General features: G+C 47.7%; 16 protein-coding genes. 5 read left to right on the top strand and 11 right to left on the bottom strand.

Annotation, left to right across the window (positions count from 1 at the left end; all coding sequences use genetic code 11):
* Positions 1–100: 100 nt before the first annotated feature.
* The 3 genes from ACQ4MX_RS13465 (at position 101) to ACQ4MX_RS13475 (ending at position 3236) form a co-directional block, all read left to right on the top strand.
* Complete coding sequence (locus ACQ4MX_RS13465) at positions 101–796, top strand: response regulator transcription factor (RefSeq protein WP_431091103.1); 696 nt, start codon at positions 101–103, stop codon at positions 794–796.
* A 1-nt stretch (position 797) separates the two neighbouring features.
* Positions 798–1853, top strand: coding sequence for a HAMP domain-containing sensor histidine kinase (locus ACQ4MX_RS13470; protein WP_431091105.1), 1056 nt, complete (start codon positions 798–800; stop codon positions 1851–1853).
* A 222-nt stretch (positions 1854–2075) separates the two neighbouring features.
* The gene (locus ACQ4MX_RS13475; RefSeq protein WP_165149242.1) at positions 2076–3236 is read left to right on the top strand and encodes an alpha/beta hydrolase family protein; all 1161 of its coding nucleotides are present in this window, start codon (positions 2076–2078) and stop codon (positions 3234–3236) included.
* A gap of 282 nt (positions 3237–3518) precedes the next feature.
* Here ACQ4MX_RS13475 and ACQ4MX_RS13480 read toward each other — a convergent pair whose 3' ends face one another.
* From ACQ4MX_RS13480 to ACQ4MX_RS13505, 6 genes are all read right to left on the bottom strand, one after another.
* A complete protein-coding gene (locus ACQ4MX_RS13480) occupies positions 3519–3689 on the bottom strand; it encodes a hypothetical protein (protein WP_431091327.1) in 171 nt (56 codons plus the stop codon).
* A gap of 60 nt (positions 3690–3749) precedes the next feature.
* Complete coding sequence (locus ACQ4MX_RS13485) at positions 3750–4157, bottom strand: LytR/AlgR family response regulator transcription factor (RefSeq protein ID WP_431091106.1); 408 nt, start codon at positions 4155–4157, stop codon at positions 3750–3752.
* Positions 4158–4571: 414 nt separating this feature from the next.
* Positions 4572–5870, bottom strand: a complete 1299-nt coding sequence (locus ACQ4MX_RS13490; protein WP_431091108.1) for an ABC transporter substrate-binding protein — start codon at positions 5868–5870, stop codon at positions 4572–4574.
* A 241-nt stretch (positions 5871–6111) separates the two neighbouring features.
* Positions 6112–8784 carry a pyruvate, phosphate dikinase gene (ppdK, locus tag ACQ4MX_RS13495; RefSeq protein ID WP_431091109.1) on the bottom strand — a complete coding sequence of 891 codons (2673 nt, stop codon included), beginning with the start codon at positions 8782–8784 and terminating at the stop codon, positions 6112–6114.
* 317 nt (positions 8785–9101) lie between these two features.
* A complete protein-coding gene (locus ACQ4MX_RS13500; RefSeq protein ID WP_431091110.1) occupies positions 9102–9656 on the bottom strand; it encodes a GNAT family N-acetyltransferase in 555 nt (184 codons plus the stop codon).
* Between the two features lie 119 nt (positions 9657–9775).
* Positions 9776–10810, bottom strand: coding sequence for an iron chelate uptake ABC transporter family permease subunit (locus ACQ4MX_RS13505; RefSeq protein ID WP_431091111.1), 1035 nt, complete (start codon positions 10808–10810; stop codon positions 9776–9778).
* 118 nt (positions 10811–10928) lie between these two features.
* On the opposite strand from ACQ4MX_RS13505, the gene ACQ4MX_RS13510 reads away from it, so the two are divergent.
* Both ACQ4MX_RS13510 and ACQ4MX_RS13515 read left to right on the top strand, forming a co-directional pair.
* A complete protein-coding gene (locus ACQ4MX_RS13510; RefSeq protein ID WP_431091112.1) occupies positions 10929–11804 on the top strand; it encodes a hypothetical protein in 876 nt (291 codons plus the stop codon).
* Positions 11797–12411, top strand: a complete 615-nt coding sequence (locus ACQ4MX_RS13515; RefSeq protein ID WP_431091113.1) for a hypothetical protein — start codon at positions 11797–11799, stop codon at positions 12409–12411. The genes ACQ4MX_RS13510 and ACQ4MX_RS13515 overlap by 8 nt, the downstream gene beginning before the upstream one ends.
* A gap of 69 nt (positions 12412–12480) precedes the next feature.
* On the opposite strand, the gene ACQ4MX_RS13520 is transcribed toward ACQ4MX_RS13515, so the two are convergent.
* From ACQ4MX_RS13520 to ACQ4MX_RS13540, 5 genes are all read right to left on the bottom strand, one after another.
* The gene (locus tag ACQ4MX_RS13520) at positions 12481–12936 is read right to left on the bottom strand and encodes a hypothetical protein (RefSeq protein WP_431091114.1); all 456 of its coding nucleotides are present in this window, start codon (positions 12934–12936) and stop codon (positions 12481–12483) included.
* Between the two features lie 50 nt (positions 12937–12986).
* Positions 12987–13970, bottom strand: a complete 984-nt coding sequence (locus ACQ4MX_RS13525; RefSeq protein WP_431091115.1) for an ABC transporter ATP-binding protein — start codon at positions 13968–13970, stop codon at positions 12987–12989.
* Positions 13951–14979, bottom strand: coding sequence for an ABC transporter ATP-binding protein (locus ACQ4MX_RS13530; RefSeq protein ID WP_431091116.1), 1029 nt, complete (start codon positions 14977–14979; stop codon positions 13951–13953). Before ACQ4MX_RS13530 ends, ACQ4MX_RS13525 begins: the two co-directional genes overlap by 20 nt.
* A 65-nt stretch (positions 14980–15044) precedes the next feature.
* A complete protein-coding gene (locus ACQ4MX_RS13535; protein ID WP_431091118.1) occupies positions 15045–15890 on the bottom strand; it encodes an ABC transporter permease in 846 nt (281 codons plus the stop codon).
* Between the two features lie 4 nt (positions 15891–15894).
* Entirely contained in the window at positions 15895–16845 is a 951-nt protein-coding gene (locus ACQ4MX_RS13540; RefSeq protein WP_149095462.1) for an ABC transporter permease, read from the bottom strand.
* Positions 16846–16856: the final 11 nt, after the last annotated feature.

Here is a 16856-nt window from a genome sequence, read left to right on the forward strand (position 1 = left end):
CTGGAGAGACGCTTTGAGCGCGACTTTTTTCAATGCGAGAAGTCCATGCGGCTCTTGTTTTATAAATTCAGTCCATTTAAAGCGGCTGGGAGGTATAAATATGCTAAAAACGATATTAGTTGTAGACGACGATGAAGAAATCGTAAAACTCATCACAAAGAGTTTAAGGTACGAGCAATTTGCAATATTTTCGGCATATTCTGGGAAAGAAGCCTTATCTGCATTGGAAGAAAATCACATTGATTTCATCGTTCTTGATATAGTGATGCCTGATATGGATGGACTTGATGTCTGCAGAAGTATCCGAAATTCTTATAATGTTCCAATTCTGTTTTTAAGTGCGCGTGATAAGGACATTGATAAAATCGTCGGGCTCGAAATAGGAGCAGACGATTACATGACCAAACCTTTCAGTATTCAGGAGCTTGTCTCCAGGATAAAGGCTCACTTCAGAAAAGTGGACAGGCTTTTTAAAGAGTGGGACGAACTTAGTCCCAGTAACGAAAAGGCGGATTCTCGGCTCATTTTGAACGATAAGACGTTTGAAGCATTCCTGAATAGCAGGAAGCTCGACTTATCAACGAAGGAATTTCAGATTCTGTCTATCCTCATGCGCCACCCCAATAATGTATTGACTCGTGAGCAGATATATGAAAGCGTCTGGGGAGACGAATACGGAGAAATAAATACCGTAACGGTTCATATAAAAAATATCCGTAAGAAACTTGGTCCTGAATATGACTTTATTAAAACAATATGGGGCATAGGATATAAATACACGGAAAGAGAGCAATAGTATGAAACTGAAAATAAAGCTTCCTCTTTTGTTCCTGCTGATGTTTATAATATTCATGTTTTCGATTGGAATGTACCTGAAGCTTGTCTTTGCAGTATATTCCCCTATACGCAGTTCATTGCTGGACTCGCGATATATAGCATTGCTCCTGCCCATATTTGCAATTGCCTGTTTCATATTTATTATTCTGATTATCTATATTCATTTTTGCATAGAGAAACCCATTCAGCTTCTGAATACCAGGCTTGAAGAAGTAAATATTGTACATCCACTGCCTCCGCTAGCTCTGAGAAGTAATGACGAGATCGGAGAACTTTATAAACACTTCAATAAGATGGAGCATCGGCTTCAACTCGCGCACAAAGAGCAGATCGATATGATCGCGGCAATTGCCCACGACTTGAAAACACCCTTGACATCTATTAATGGTTTTACTGAACTGCTGGCTACGCACAAGGATTTACCAGAAACTGAAAAGCAGGAATATTATGATTTGATTCAAAAGAAGTCAGGATATATGGTCGAACTCATCAATGATTTCTCCAGCTTCACCAAAGAAAAGCTGGAGTTGGAATCTATGGTAGCTAAACCTGTAAAAGCATCAAAATTATTTGAAAACATTGCCCTTGAATATGAGTATGAGTTGGCGGGACTTGACAACGAGCTTACTTGCCGCCATTCATTCACGGAAAATATATTGCTGATGGTCAATGAACCGATGATACGTCGGGTTTTCGGCAACCTCTTTAGCAATGCTGTAAGATATGGAGGGAAAAATAAGCTGAAAGTGTATATGACCGGATACCCGCTAGGACAGTATGCCTTTTTTCAAATCGAGGATAATGGAATTGGAGTGCCGGATAAGGATATATCTTCTCTGTTCCTCAAATTTTTCACTGTGGATAAATCGCGGCAAACCCAAAAGGGCGGGCTGGGGCTGGGGCTTGCAAGCTGTAAATCCATTATTGAACATCATAGGGGCGAAATTGGTGCCTACCCTTCCGAATATGGCGGTTTGGGGATAAGATTCAGCCTTCCCTTGGCCGCACAACACTGATTTTATTTTTGCGCATTTTCTTTTACTACAGGAGTTAAAGGCTGCTGCCAGCTGTGAACAACCAGGCAGCAGTCATTTTTATTTTTTTCAGTGTTTTATAATTTTTTATATTCTCTTTACAAACATTTATTTTTCTTTTAAAGAAGCTTTATCTTTGTGTTGTAAAAATTACTTGTAGTAAAAAAACTACAATAACTAGAACTGGAAAAGGAGGATGTTACAATGTCAATTGAGTTCAGCCGTTGGCCCAATCACTACATGATGTCATACCAAGTCACCAAAGCTTTAGGTATGGCAAGCCTCGGTGCTACGGACGTCACCGAGATCTACGAGGCCTGCAAAAAAATCGACCCCGATGACAAGGACACGTGGCACAGGGAATGGCTCATAACGGCTCAGGCATTGGAAAGACACGGCAAGGAGGCCGAAACGGCTGGAAACTGGTATACAGCACGAAACTGCTACATTCGTGCCTGCAATTACTACAGAATTGCGGAATATGCGGTGATGGATGATGACACCGAGAAAATCCGTGTATTTAAGAAAGTAAATGAACTCTTCGAAGCTGCCGGAAAGTACTTCGATGTCCAACCGGAGAAGATCCAAGTCGATTACGAAGATGTCAAGCTGGATGGTTACTTCTTCTCCCCTTCCTGGATAAAAGGTCCGAAGCCGACCCTTTTTGCTCTCAACGGTGGCGACGAGTGGTCAATTGAAAACTATTTCTGGCTAGGTCCCGCTTTTATTTCGTGTGGATATAACTTTCTGGTCTATGACCAGCCTGGCACCGGCCTCTCGCTGTACGAAAAGGGAAAAGGAAGACGAGCGGACAGTGAGGCTTTCCATTCCCGAGCAATCGACTTTCTTCTAACGCGGCCGGAAGTCGATCCCGATAAGATTATCGTGCACGGTGAGAGTTTTGCGGCTTACGACTCTTTGCGATTCGCTTCGTTCGATCACAGGATTGCTGCCGTCATCTCCGACGGCGGTACGCACGCCTTTGATTGGGATGCAATGCTTAAATGGATGCCACCGAGTCTGGCCGCACATGGCATGAGAATTCTGGGGGCAAAAAGCTTGGAGGACTTTGCGGGTAATCCGCGTTTTGCCTATGATCTTGAGGGCGTGCTCCACCAGATAGAATGTCCGCTTCTTGTAATGCACGGAGCGGAAGAGATATTGGTTCAGCCAAATCCGCTGACACAAGCCTTGAAAAATTATGAGCAAGCGGGTTCGAAAAACAAGACGTTCTTCCCGATAGAGGATAGACGACTTGGCGGATTAGAACACTGTCAGGTAGACAACATCAACGTGCTGCATGAGGTAGCGCTGAATTGGCTCTGCTCAATTGGGCTTGGGCCAGCCGCACCTCGCCCTGAGTGATTGCCAAGACGTCATAACGTAAAAGTCTATTTCACTCGCATTCTCCTTTCGTAGTTTTGAATATGAGTCAATCGTTTCTTCTGTTGTGTCTAGATTATCAAATAGTACAGAAGAAATTTCAATGGACTGGCGTAGATAGTATGTTGATGACGTAAACAGCATGAAATACGAGTACATTTCCGTCCGGACAACTAAAAGAGGGTGTCGCAAATCAGCTGTAAATTAGCTGTTTCGCGGCACCCTCCATTCATTTGGGTATGCCTTTCTGGTGATTCATAATATTCACGGCAATACATCACCTGAGTATACCTCAAGCAGATTATTAATATAATTTCCGCTCACGGGAAGATTGGTAATCTCATGACCATTAAAAATATCGACGGAATATGGATAAGTTATTTTTACTCTGTAGATTTTAGATTTTGCAATCACATATGACCTATGTATCTGGATAAAATTGTCACAACCTAATAACTAAATCACTTTGACGAACACAATTTATCGTGGACTCTGCTATGATAGTAAACACTCGCTCCGGTTTTTTTGCTTCACTACTCTATCCAAAAATAGCGAAAGTCGCTTCTCGTCAATAGGTTTTTTCAAGAAACCCATTGCTTCCACTAAATATCCGTCAATAGCACGAGCAGAATCAACGGTAACAAAAATGATAGGTACCCGATTCCCCATTTTCCGGATATACTTTGGTGTAGTCATCCCATCAATATCTTCTTCACTACTTAGCGAAATATCGAGCAAAACTACGTCTATATCTATGTGAGCATTAAGATATTGAATTAATTTCTGGGACGAATAAAAATGAGCACATTGCAGCTCTATATTTTTATTTAAAGCCCACCGAGATATAGACGCTTTTAACGCATCGCGCCAAAAACATCCGTCTTCACAAATTACGACTTTCACGGCATACCACTTCCTTCATTTGTACAGTTAAGCTACAAGTGTTGAAAATTTACGGTCGGTGGCTACAGCCTGCGGTACTTTGCCGAATTGCTTGATATGTGATTCTATGACGGGGACGGGCAATTCATCTTCAGACGGGTTTCCTTCATAATACGGCGTAGCGGGAGACGACCTATTTGGAAGCTTTTTTTCCCTCGACAACAACAACTTCTACATGGACGACTCGAATTCCTTGCTTGTTTTTAAGGCGAAATTCTGACCTTTTAAGGGGTAACTAATCAGAACCTGGAAAACAATTTTTAGCAAAAGCATAACGGACGAAGAAGCTGGGGGCCAATGAAAAGGCAGCCCCACAGCGCTTGATGCTTTTTCTGCATCTGGTCACCTTCCTCCCCGGTCACGGCCTATCCGTGCCTACTTGACCGCCTTGGATATGATTTGATTCAACTTTTCAATGGTTGCCGCAGCATCCTGCTTGCCCAGGAACATCAGATCGATGGTTTCCGTGATATCCGAGTTTAACCCCAGCACCTGAGCATCATAGGCCAATGCAGATCCATGAGCATGCCCTATATTACGTCCCTCGGTCAAATAGCTTGAATGCTCAATGGTCGCCTTTTTCATAATGCTCTCATCTGCGGCGGCAAGCGTACCTATGGCATTTCCGCCTTCAACCAGCCGCGCCTCCTGCCCCTTCACCGAGACGTAGAATGCCGCCAGCTTCATGGCCTCTTGCAGATGCGGACTGTTTTTGTTTACGGCTACGTAGGCGACCGGAATGGCGACAGGTTCATTTTTGCCCGTATTGGAAGGCCAGTAAATATAATCAAAGTCGAGGCTTTTATTCTGGCTAAACAGGGGCTCCAGCCATCTTCCCGCCGCCAGCATACCGACCTGGTTGGACATAAACATTGCGTCAGCCCCTTGCCCCTTGGGAAGTGAGCCGAGATATACCGCATTTCCCTTTTTCACCATATCGTACATGAAGCCAAAGGCTTCCTTGCCCTTTTCATTGTGGTCCAGCACATACTTGCCTTGTTCATCAAAAATCTGTCCGCCATTCGACCACACCCATGAATACCAGTGCGCCCACCAGTTTTCTGCGATATAGCCCTGTTTTCCGGCAGCTTTCAGCTTCGATGTGACTTCCTCAAACGCATCCCAATTCCACTTGCCTTCGTCGTAGTATTCCTGCGGTGTCTTCACACCGGCATCCTTAAAGACCTTCTTGTTGTAGTACATCATCATGGGATTCGAGTCAGGAGTGACCCCGTAAATTTCCCCATCACGTTTGGCTGGGCCCCACAATCCCTCCGGAAAATCTTCGGCCTTCACATCACTGGCATCACTTTTTAAAAATTCACCCAATGGCTGCACCTGCTTCTCTCCAATCAAACTTGCAATCGTCAGTTCATACGAATAAAACACGTCCGGCCCGCGGCTTCCCTGAAGCTGTGTCAGCAGCTTTTGCTCATACTGATCTCCTGGTACAGGCACCAGCTTGACCTCAATATTCGGGTTTTCCTTCTCAAAGGCATCGAGCGCACGCTGGTACACCTTCACCTCCGCAGGATTCCCCCAGACTTGCATGGTCAGCCGAACTTTTTTCCCCTCCGTGTTTTCCAGCTTGGGAGAGGTACTGCATGCTGCTGCAAGTAAAAACAGAACGATGAGAAAAAATCCAATTTTTATCCAGCTCATGTAACTGTCCACCTTATCCGCCTCCTGTAGCTTCGCATGGTTGTATGTCATTATTTAATTAAAGCGCTTACAAAAATGTTCCCTATCATCATATGTAGGAGGAGGGAACACGATATCACCATTTTCAATTTTATATAATTTTTTTCTTCCCGACGAGATATGTGTATGTAAAATGTGGTGCAAAATGAACAAGGCAGCCTTTGGATCAAGGCTACCTTAAATGTGTTATTGAAATTGTAGAGACTACTTTCAGCTACATAACGGACAAGGCTCCCTCAGGTTGCTCCGCTCTGACAAGCAAAGCTGCTTGGGCGGCGGCAATGCGGGCAAATGGCACCCGGTACGGTGAGCAACTGACATAGTCCAGTCCGCTGCGGTGACAAAAGAGAATAGACTCACTATCCCCGCCATGCTCACCACAGATACCTGTCTCCAGAAAAGGCTTTTTCTCCTTACCCTTGATAACAGCCCATTCGATCAATTTGCCTACGCCATCCTGATCCAACACCTGAAAAGGGTTCGTATCCAGAATATTCTTTTCCATATAGGAGCCGAGGAATTTACCTTCGGCATCATCCCGACTGTAACCAAAGGTCATTTGTGTGAGATCATTGGTTCCAAAAGAGAAAAAGTCGGCGTACTGGGCCACGCTGTCTGCCAGCAGAGCGGCTCTTGGAACCTCAATCATGGTGCCCACCCGATACCTGAACCACTTAAACTCTTCGCTAAGCACCTGAGCTGCCACCTCATCGACCAGTTCTCTCATCTGCTTGAGTTCATTCGAATGACCGACCAGCGGAATCATAATCCCTGGTCTCACATCCACGCCCCTGCGCAGTGCTGCTTCCGCGGCCTTAAAGATCGCTTCAACCTGCATATCGTATATCTCCGGAAACAGAATACCCAGCCGAACACCGCGCAATCCCAGCATAGGGTTAATCTCACGCAGGTCGTGCACCTTGGAGATGGTTCTTTTAAGACGTTGAAGCTCCTCCACAAGGCCGCCGGAAAGCTCAAGCTCCCGCTGTTGCTCCTGAAGCTGCTCAAGGTTCGGCAGGAACTCATGTAATGGCGGGTCCAGCAGGCGAATCGTCATCGGTAAACCGTCCATCGCACTGAACATAGCCTCAAAGTCGGATTGTTGCATTTGGAGCAGACGATTCAAATGAAGAACCCGCTCCTCCTGATCCTCGGCCAAAATCATCGCCTGAACGATAGGCAGCCGTTGGCCCGAGAAAAACATATGCTCTGTCCGGCACAGCCCGATGCCCTCAGCTCCAAATTCCCGAGCTTTGGCGGCGTCGAGTGGCGTGTCCGCATTGGTGTAGACCTTCAACGTCCGAATTTCATCCGCAATCTCCAGCAGCTTCAGCAGCTCCGGTGTAATGACTGGCTCGTTGAGCAACAAACTGCCTTGATACACCTGCCCGGAGGTCGAATCGATCGAAATATTTTCCCCTTCCTGAAAAGTCAGGTTACCGATGCTAACGCTCCGGCTGTACAGGTCAATGCTCAACGCGTCGCAGCCGCAAATGCAGGGTTTACCCATGCCTCTCGCAACCACAGCGGCATGGCTGGTCATCCCACCTCGACTCGTCAGCACGCCTTCGGCGGCAATGATCCCGTGAACATCATCGGGTGAGGTCTCCACACTGACCAGGATGACTTTCTGCCCGTCCTTCGTCCAGTTCTCTGCCGTATCGGCGTCGAATACAATGCGCCCACTCGCTGCGCCGGGCGAGGCAGGCAAACCTTGGGCAATCGCAACCAGCGGTGTGGAAACATCAATGGAGCGATGCAGCAGTTGATCCATGTGGGACGGCTCAATCCGTTGGATAGCCTCTTCTTTGCTGATAATCCCTTCCTCCACCAGATCCACAGCTATTTTCACAGCCGCCTGCGCCGTTCTTTTGCCGCTGCGCGTCTGTAACAGATACAGATTTCCTTTTTCAATCGTGAATTCGATATCCTGCATATCCCGATAATGACGCTCTAACAAGGAAGCCAGCTCTTCCAGACGACCATAGACTAGCGGCTGCTCTTCCAAAAGTTGAGGAATAGGGTTAGGCGTTCTTATTCCTGCCACGACGTCCTCTCCCTGAGCATTTACCATATACTCGCCATACAGTTCATTCATACCTGTAGAGGGATTGCGGGTGAAGAGCACCCCGGTTCCACTTTCGTTGCCGAGATTGCCAAATACCATGGCCTGAATGTTCACTGCTGTTCCTTGTTCATCTGGAATACCGTAAGCCTTCCTGTACACCTTGGCACGCATATTGTTCCAGCTGCGAAATACAGCCTCTACCGCCATTTGCAATTGCTGATACACATCCTGTGGAAACGGCTGTCCGTTCTGCTCTGCGACAAGATCTTTATAATGTCCGATCAGTTCCTTCCATTCTTCCGCGCTAACCTCCTGGTCACTGCCACGCCCATGGGTCTGCTTGCTCTGCTCCTGAAGCTGGTCAAAATGATTGGATTCGATACCCAGCACCACTTCGCCAAACATTTGAATAAATCTGCGGTAACAATCATAGGCGAAAGTCTCATTTCCCGTCTGCTCGGCCAATCCACGCACGGTTTCATCATTAAGACCCAGGTTCAGAATCGTATCCATCATACCGGGCATCGAGGTTACTGATCCTGAACGAACAGATACCAGCAAAGGCCGCTCCGTATCTCCGAATATAGCCGACTGGGCTTCCTCAACGTCGTGCAGGGCAATGACGATTTCTCCCAACAAACCCTCCGGGAGCTTGCCGCCGGAAGCAAAATAGGCTTTACATGCCTCGGTAGTCACCGTAAAGCCGGGAGGGATCGGGAGACCCAGTATCGTCATTTCCGCGAGATTGGCGCCTTTTCCTCCTAGTAGCGCTTTCATCCCCAACTTACCTTCGTTAAATGAGTACACTCTTTTCAGCATTGAATTCATTCCCTCCACTTATCGAGATACATGCCTGAACTGATCTATAGGTTTACTTAAAGTTGTAACACAAAGTAAGTGGTTATTTCAATATATAACACGTAATATATATTTATTATATTTATTTATGACGTTTTAAATAGCGATAAACCTCATTTATAAAACACTTTAATTCGTGGTTAGCCGTATGTTGGGATAGAGTGATTCTATCCCAACATACCTATCCATCCTGCAACTCAGGACGGGTTCCAAAAAACAAAAAAACGTCTGTTTGTACAGACGTCCTTTTGCTCAATTCAGTTTTCTTTTCTTACAGCTCAATTCGATAGCATCTTTTCAAAAATATTATAGCCGTTCGTTTCGCCTATATACGTATAACCGCATTGTCTGTAAAACTCGCTAAGTTTGTCATTTCCCGCAATACAGTCTAATCGGATTCGATCCTTGCCTGTAAAGTGGATGCCTTGTTCAATCCATTGCATCAGCTCACGGCCTAGCCCCTTCCCGGTGCTATCGCGATCGACAACCAAACGATGCAGGTATACTGCCGTTCCCGGCTCGGAATCCGCTTCATTTAATTCCCACAACTTACGGTCCCATGCACTGGGCTGCTGTTGCAGAATCATGGAGCCTGCCAAGGAATGCCTCTCTGACTTTCGGAAAATGATCACTTCTCCGCGCGAAATAGCGCCTCCCAGATTATGATCATCCTTCCCTTTCAATAACTTGCCCCATTGAGTGGAACCCTTGCTGTGCAGCCATCTGGCCGTCTTTAAAATTAATTCCTGAACCTCAGCCTGATCCTCTGCGCCTGCCTGAAACGCGAGTAATTCCGGATTGACGAATGGATCGACAATTTGTAGTGTTGTCATGCTGCACCTCAACTCTCTGATTTTCCTTATGTATAAAATATAGCATAAAAAAAGAGCGTCTGATGATCTAGCAGAGCACCTATGATAACAGTCCAGTGATCTGGAAAAAGTTTTCTCGTTCAAAATCTACTGCTTTCAAGCAGAGAGCTTCTTTTCCATTCTATCCACACCATAAAGATCAAAAAGGGTATGCCGATACAGGCCAGCACCGGGGTTACGGGAAACCCAACCGGCTCGTTAATTTTAGCGGAAATGACTTTGGCCAGCATTAACAGACCTCCCCCCCAAAAGACGGAGCCCAAAATGAGAAGCCGTGGACGGTTTCCTATCATACAACGCATGAAATAAGGCACAATAAGTCCTATATATCCGATGGTACCACATGCCCATACGGTAACGGCGGTCAACACAATCGCGAAGGGAATGTATAAAGGACTAAGCTGCTTGGGGAATGCAAAGACAGAGCCCGCAACGAGAATTGTAAGCACTGCAAGCCAAAACGTGAATGATCCTTCTCTTATTCCCCACCCTCCCTGAGAGATTGCCCACTCTTGCTGATTTTCTCCAAGTAGCATAATAACTCCCGACGCTGAACGAAGGACAACATCAATAATGAAACCAATCATGAATAAATGAATCCCCGCAGACCGCCCTCGAATGAAACGGATTTTATTCAATGTAAATACAATGAATCCCCCAAACACCGCTCCTGCAATACAAAGAGTCATACTACCAAAAGAGTCCATGTCCATCCCAAGTAAAAGGACAACACATAGCCCTACCATTGCCCCAGGCATAAGTCCGGTTAAGGTTGGTGATGCAAACCGATTAGCTGTTCGTAATTGTAAAAGAGTTCCTGAAACGGCCAGACATCCTCCAAGCAACAACATATCCAATGCAAATGGCATACGAATATGGTATACAACTTCCACAAATGTGGGATTGGGATTTGAAGAGAAAAACACTTCCAATATCTCTGCACAGCTGATAGGAAATATACCTGTGATTAGCGACAGAAACAAACCAAGGATCAATAAAGCAAATCCTGTAACCAAGGTCAAAACAATTCTTTGTGGACGTGGTGGAGCTGCATTCGGTTCGCCAGCAATCGTCCCACCTCCACATTCACCCACATGTATTTCTTGTTCACTCATCAGATTTAAAAAATCCCCTTTCCTCATTTACCATAAAATATGAATACCACTATACTCTTATCGGTCATTTATGGTGAAAAATGTAACCTTTCTAATCATTTCAACCGATGATATCCGTATGAGAAAAGATGGAAAGGTTGTGAATGAGGTGCCAAGCCGTAATCCATATCTCCTCAAAAGGATATTTGGCATAAACAAAGAACGTATACTCATCTTCGCACTGCTGCTGATCCCGGCTATCGCTGCCTTTATTGGAACAAGGCCTATGCCTGCACAGTATATTTTGCAGGGAGAAATGCATCCGGTCAAAGACCTTGGCGTTCAGGGAAGCGTATTTTTTGCGTCTGTTCAAACGGGTATTGCTAACAATCTCCTGGAGCGTTGGAATGTATATTCCAGTGAAAATGTATCCGGGGGAGCGATTAAATTTGAACCCCTTGCCCCTGATGAAGTGGACTCGTATTTGAAGGACCTCACAGAGACGGACACGCTAAAATATTCTGCCATGCAAGCCGTACATGCAGCGACGGAATTAAGCGTAGACAGCGAAACAGCTGGGGCTACGGCAAATTTCTCGAATCTTAGCCAATTGGAGGATGCTCGCTATGCGGAGCTATTGACTCACTTGCAGGATCTTTCGGGAAATTCCTTGGGTCTGATGACAGGCATCGGACTGTATGAGGAAGCCAATAACATCGACTTTTCAGATGGCGGACGTCACAAAATCGCAGGCTCTGGCACGATGGAAGAATGCGGAGATGTCGGATCGGTCGGTGGGCTGGAGCAAAAGCTGCTGGGAGCCGAGGCCGCAAAGGTTGATCTATTTTTCGTACCGGCAGATTATGAATGGTATGGTGAGAAAGGCAACGAAGCAGAAGCTGCCCAAGTTCAAAAGGAGCATGGACTCAAGCTGCGCATTATCCCCGTAGAAACACTGGAGGATGCTATCGTATATTTGAAGCAACTAGACTGGGAGGAAGTACATCTTGAATGATTCAGATTCCAAAGCATTCCCATCAAAGACAGCTGGCAGCGTACATCAAGCCCTGCTAGCGGTGGGCACTATAGGCGAATTTCTCATCCTTATTTTTACGTTAGTGTATATTTACGCAAATGATTTTTATTACGATCATCTATACAAGCTGGAGCAAAAATTTACAGTTTTTAGCTTTGTTCTGTACTACATGTGTTTTGTTACCTATCTGATCTGGCTAGTTCAAGTACATAAAGCCATCCGGCAAAAGCATTCCGATTATCCGATTCGTACCGTGGGGGCCATTGCTCGCATGATTCCTTTTATTAACTTGTGGGGATTCTCTAATACATTCATCCATATTTATAGGTACTTTGCGCTCCACCCCGAATTGGAGCGCAAAGCTCGTTATATTCAAAAGATGATTGTTCCGCTATATTTTGTCTGGTTTGGTGAAGGGATTATTAACCGGATTCTTATCCGACACTTTTCCGATATGGAATCGATGTCCATGTTGTTGGGAGCCATTATGCAAACCACCAGAATGGCCTTCTTTTACTGCATGACACGGATCATTCACAATAGTCTGGTTATGCTGAATAAAAAAGATGAAGAAGGATTGCATTAAAAAACGAGCTGGCCTTCACGGGCAGCTCGTTTCCATTTCTGGTGAATGGTGTTACTCCATCCCCATGATTTAATTCGTCTGTGAAGCAGGTACAATTCGGTATAATCCTGAAGTCTCGCCAGCCGCAGGACGTACTTCCTGGATGAACCATCCTAACGACAGCACTCTCTCCAGCCGATCATACTCAGCCTTCGTCAGTTCGGATGTAACGGCTTCGCTTCCTTCCTCCAGGGACAGCTCAGGCTCCCGCCCGAACGCAACGGCAATCCACGAACGAATGCCCCGGATCGTATTGTACTTGATTTGATATCCATCCACTACTGCGCTGGTAAATACCTCCGGCTCTTTGTACGCCAGCCCGGTGACAAGCTCTGTGTAATCAAAATCGAATGGTCCGTTCGTTGGCAGCTCATTTTGCTGCACCCGACGGATTAGTTCCTCTTGGGACCAGCCTAAAGAGCGTAATGATTCCAGCAAGAGCGCGTCCCATTGGGAAATACGTACTCTTTTCGTCGATTCAGTCATCGTTTTTTTACCTCCTTTGGGTCATACACATCATACAACCGATCTTAACCCTAACGGTTAACCGGGTATGCTACATAATGGCCGGGACTGATTTCTCTCAGCTCGGTTGCACTGTTGTTATCCTTGTCCCATACTAATGAACCGTCTGGTTGGGCCATGCCTTCTCCCAGTCCCCCTCGCTCTCCGACCGCTCTCGGATCAGGCACCGGGATAGAGGACAGCAACGACTGTGTATACGGATGGGCTGGCTGCTCATACAGCTCATCCGCGTCGGCTACCTCCACCAATCTTCCATGATACATCACACCGATCCGGTCTGAAATATGCCGCACCATCGACAAGTCATGGGCGATGAACAGATACGTCAGCCCGAACTCCTGCTGGAGATCCTCCAGCGTGTTAATGACCTGCGCCTGGATGGACACATCCAGTGCCGAAATCGGCTCGTCACAGACGATGAACTCGGGGTTCACGGACAGAGCACGAGCGATGGAAATCCGTTGGCGCTGCCCGCCGCTGAACTCGTGCGAATAGCGATACAGATGCTCCCGCTTCAGCCCTACCTTTTCAAGCAAGGCCACCACAGCATCCTTACGCTCACTCCCCTGATGCAATCTATGAATATCCATCGGTTCACCGATCAGGTCAAGCACGTTCATACCGGGGTTAAGCGAGGAATACGGGTCCTGAAAAATGCTCTGAATGCGCCGACGCAGCGGCTTGAGCTGCTTATCGTTCAGTTTGGAAATATCCTGACCGTCAAAGCGCACCGTGCCTTCCGTATAATCGTATAACCGCGTCAGGCAGCGTCCAACCGTCGATTTGCCGCTGCCCGACTCGCCGACCAGTCCGAACGTCTCACCACGCTTGATCTGGAAGCTCACGCCGTCAACCGCCTTGAGTACCTCGGAGCTGCGTCCCAACAGATCCTTGGCTGTTACAAAATGCTTCTTAAGCTGGTGTACCTCCACCAAGGGATGACTTTCGCCCAATACATTACTCGCTTCACTCACGTTAAACCCTCCCTTCCGCATGACCCACTTCGGGCGTCTCGTAGACTCCGGCAGGCACAGCGTCCGGCTCGTTCAGCCAGCAGGCCGCCCGTTGATCCGGGCGAAGCTCCACCATCGGCGGCCGCTCTACACAGCGGGCAAAGGCGTGCGGGCACCGTTCCATGAACGGACAGCCGGACGGCGGGTCCAGCAAATCCGGCGGCGTGCCCTCAATCGGCACCAGCCGCTCGCGGAAGCCGTTCGTGCGCTGCGGCACAGAGCGCAGCAGGCCCTGCGTATACGGGTGGGCCGGACGATAAAAGATATCGTCCACGCGCCCCTCCTCCATCACCATGCCGCCGTACATCACGATGACACGGCTGCACACCTGGGCGACGACACCCAGATCATGGGTGATCAGGGCAATCGCCATGTCGGATTGCTGCTTCAACGTCTTGAGCAGCTCCAGAATTTGCGCCTGGATCGTCACATCCAGCGCTGTGGTCGGCTCGTCAGCAATCAGCAGCTCCGGGCTGCACGAGAGCGCCATCGCGATCATCACCCGCTGGCGCATCCCTCCGCTGAATTGATGCGGGTATTGGTTCATCCGGCGTTCAGGCTCGGTAATCCCCACCTGTCGCAGCAGCTCCACAGCAGCTTTCGTGGCCGCTTCCTTGCTCAGTCCCCGGTGTCTGCGAATCACCTCGACCAGATGATAGCCGACCTTCTTGACCGGGTTCAACGAGGTCATCGGGTCCTGAAAGACCATCGCAATCTGGTTCCCGCGTATTTTACGCCATTGCTTTTCCGTTAGAGCCGTCAAACTTTCTCCCCGGTAACGAATGTCGCCATTCAGCCGTTTGCCCGGCGGGGCAATCATGGACATGATCGCTTTAGCTGTAACGCTTTTACCGCTACCGGATTCTCCTACGATTCCTACCGTTTCTCCAGCATCAATATGAAAGCTAACCCCCCGAACCGCCTGATTCTCCCCCTCACGAGTGAAAAAGGAAACCTCCAGCTGTTCGACGGACAGCAGATGTTCAGTCATTGTGTTGTCGCTCCTTTCTGTCGCTCCTGGAGCCATTGGTAATGGTTCTTGTAGCTGGTTGCGAATCATCGTTTCACCAGCTTGGGTTCAAAGCCTACACGCAGCACGTCCCCCAAGACATTAAAGCTCAGCACGGTCAGTAAAATAAGCAGCCCAGGGAATAAGGCCATATATGGAGCCTGTGCAATATACCCTTGAGCATTATTCAGCATACTTCCCCATGTCGCGTTCGGCAGTTGCACACCAAAGCCGAGGAAGCTCAGTGAAGATTCCATCATAATCGCCGAAGCGATATTGTTCGTCGCCCCCACGATAATTACCGGAATCAGGTTCGGGACGATGTGCTTCAGAATGATCCCGAATGTGCTTTGTCCCGAAGCTTTGGCATACAGCACATATTCCCGTTCCCGCAGCGTCATCGTCTCTGCCCGGACCACCCGGGCAATATTCATCCACATCAGCAGGGCGATAATGACAATAATATTGCCGACGCCCGGCTTCAAAAACACACTCAACAGCAAAATAACCAAAAAAGACGGAATCGACATGATCAGCTCCAAAATCCGCATGAGCAAATTATCGATCCATCCGCCGAAATAGCCGCTCACAATGCCTACTATCGCGCCAATACTGGTCGCAATAGTCATGGACGCAAAGCCCACCAGCAACGATACCCGACCGCCGTACAGCGCCCTTGTAAAATAATCCCGGCCGTAATCGTCCGTGCCAAACCAGTGTGCCGCTCCCGGCGGTTGGAGTCGTTCCAGCACGTTCAGCTTGTTCGGGTCCTGCGGCGACAGAAAAGCGAAGATTGCCCCCAGCGAGAATACGATCAATAGTATGAGGGCGGCGGCGCCCATTTTGCTCGTCATCAGCTCGATCCCGATGTTGCGCCATTTGCTCCGATTCATGAGTTCACCTCGTTGATTTAATTCTCGGGTCCGCGATGCTGTACAAAATATCCGCAAGCAGATTGCCCAGGATCAGCAGCAGGGCGGAAAACAGTGTAATGCCCATAATAACGGGATAATCCATCCCTTTTACCGCCGTCATGCCCAGCGAGCCAATACCCGGCCAGGAAAATACCGTCTCGGTTACGATGGCTCCGGCTACCAGATCCGCAACCGACATACCAAGCAGCGTAATGATAGGCAGTAGTACATGCTTGAGCACATGCCGAAATAAAACCAGTCGTTTGCCAGACCCGAACGCATATTGAATCTGCACGTATTCTTCCTTGAGCTGCGTTATTGTACTGGAACGGATATACCTCACATACACAGATAAAAATCCGAAGGCCAGCACAAAACACGGTAAGATTCCATGCTTGATCACATCCAGCGCCGAGTCCGTTCCAATGGTACGCATCCCTGTACTTGGAAGCCAATGCAGATAAATAGCAAACAAATAAATAAGTAAAATGCCAAGCCAAAACAACGGCACAGAAATCCCGATGTATGACATCAGGTTAATCAGCTTGTCGATCCAGCGGTTTCGATTGGCGGCAGCCGTCAAGCCGAGTGGAATCGCAATCAGGACAGCCAGTACAATGGATGCACCCATTAATCCGGCGGTAGCCGGGAGGCGATCCAGAATCTGATCCAGTACCGGCTGGTGATTAATGAGCGAATAGCCCAGATCACCCGTCAGGCTTTTTTTGAGCCACAACATGTACTGCACATAGGCAGGCTGATCCAGCCCCAAGCTGTGCCTCATACGTTCGATATCTTCCAGATGCATATTCGGTGTAACAAAAGAGAGAACCGGATCACCTGGAGCCAGCTTGATCAAGCCGAAGCAGACGATGGATACGAAAAATAGCATCGGTATAACTTGCAGCAATCTTCTGGCGATGAGTTGTCTCATACGTTTCTCTT

It is taken from the genome of Paenibacillus sp. 8b26 (genome assembly GCF_050626875.1).
Lineage (GTDB): Bacteria > Bacillota > Bacilli > Paenibacillales > Paenibacillaceae > Paenibacillus.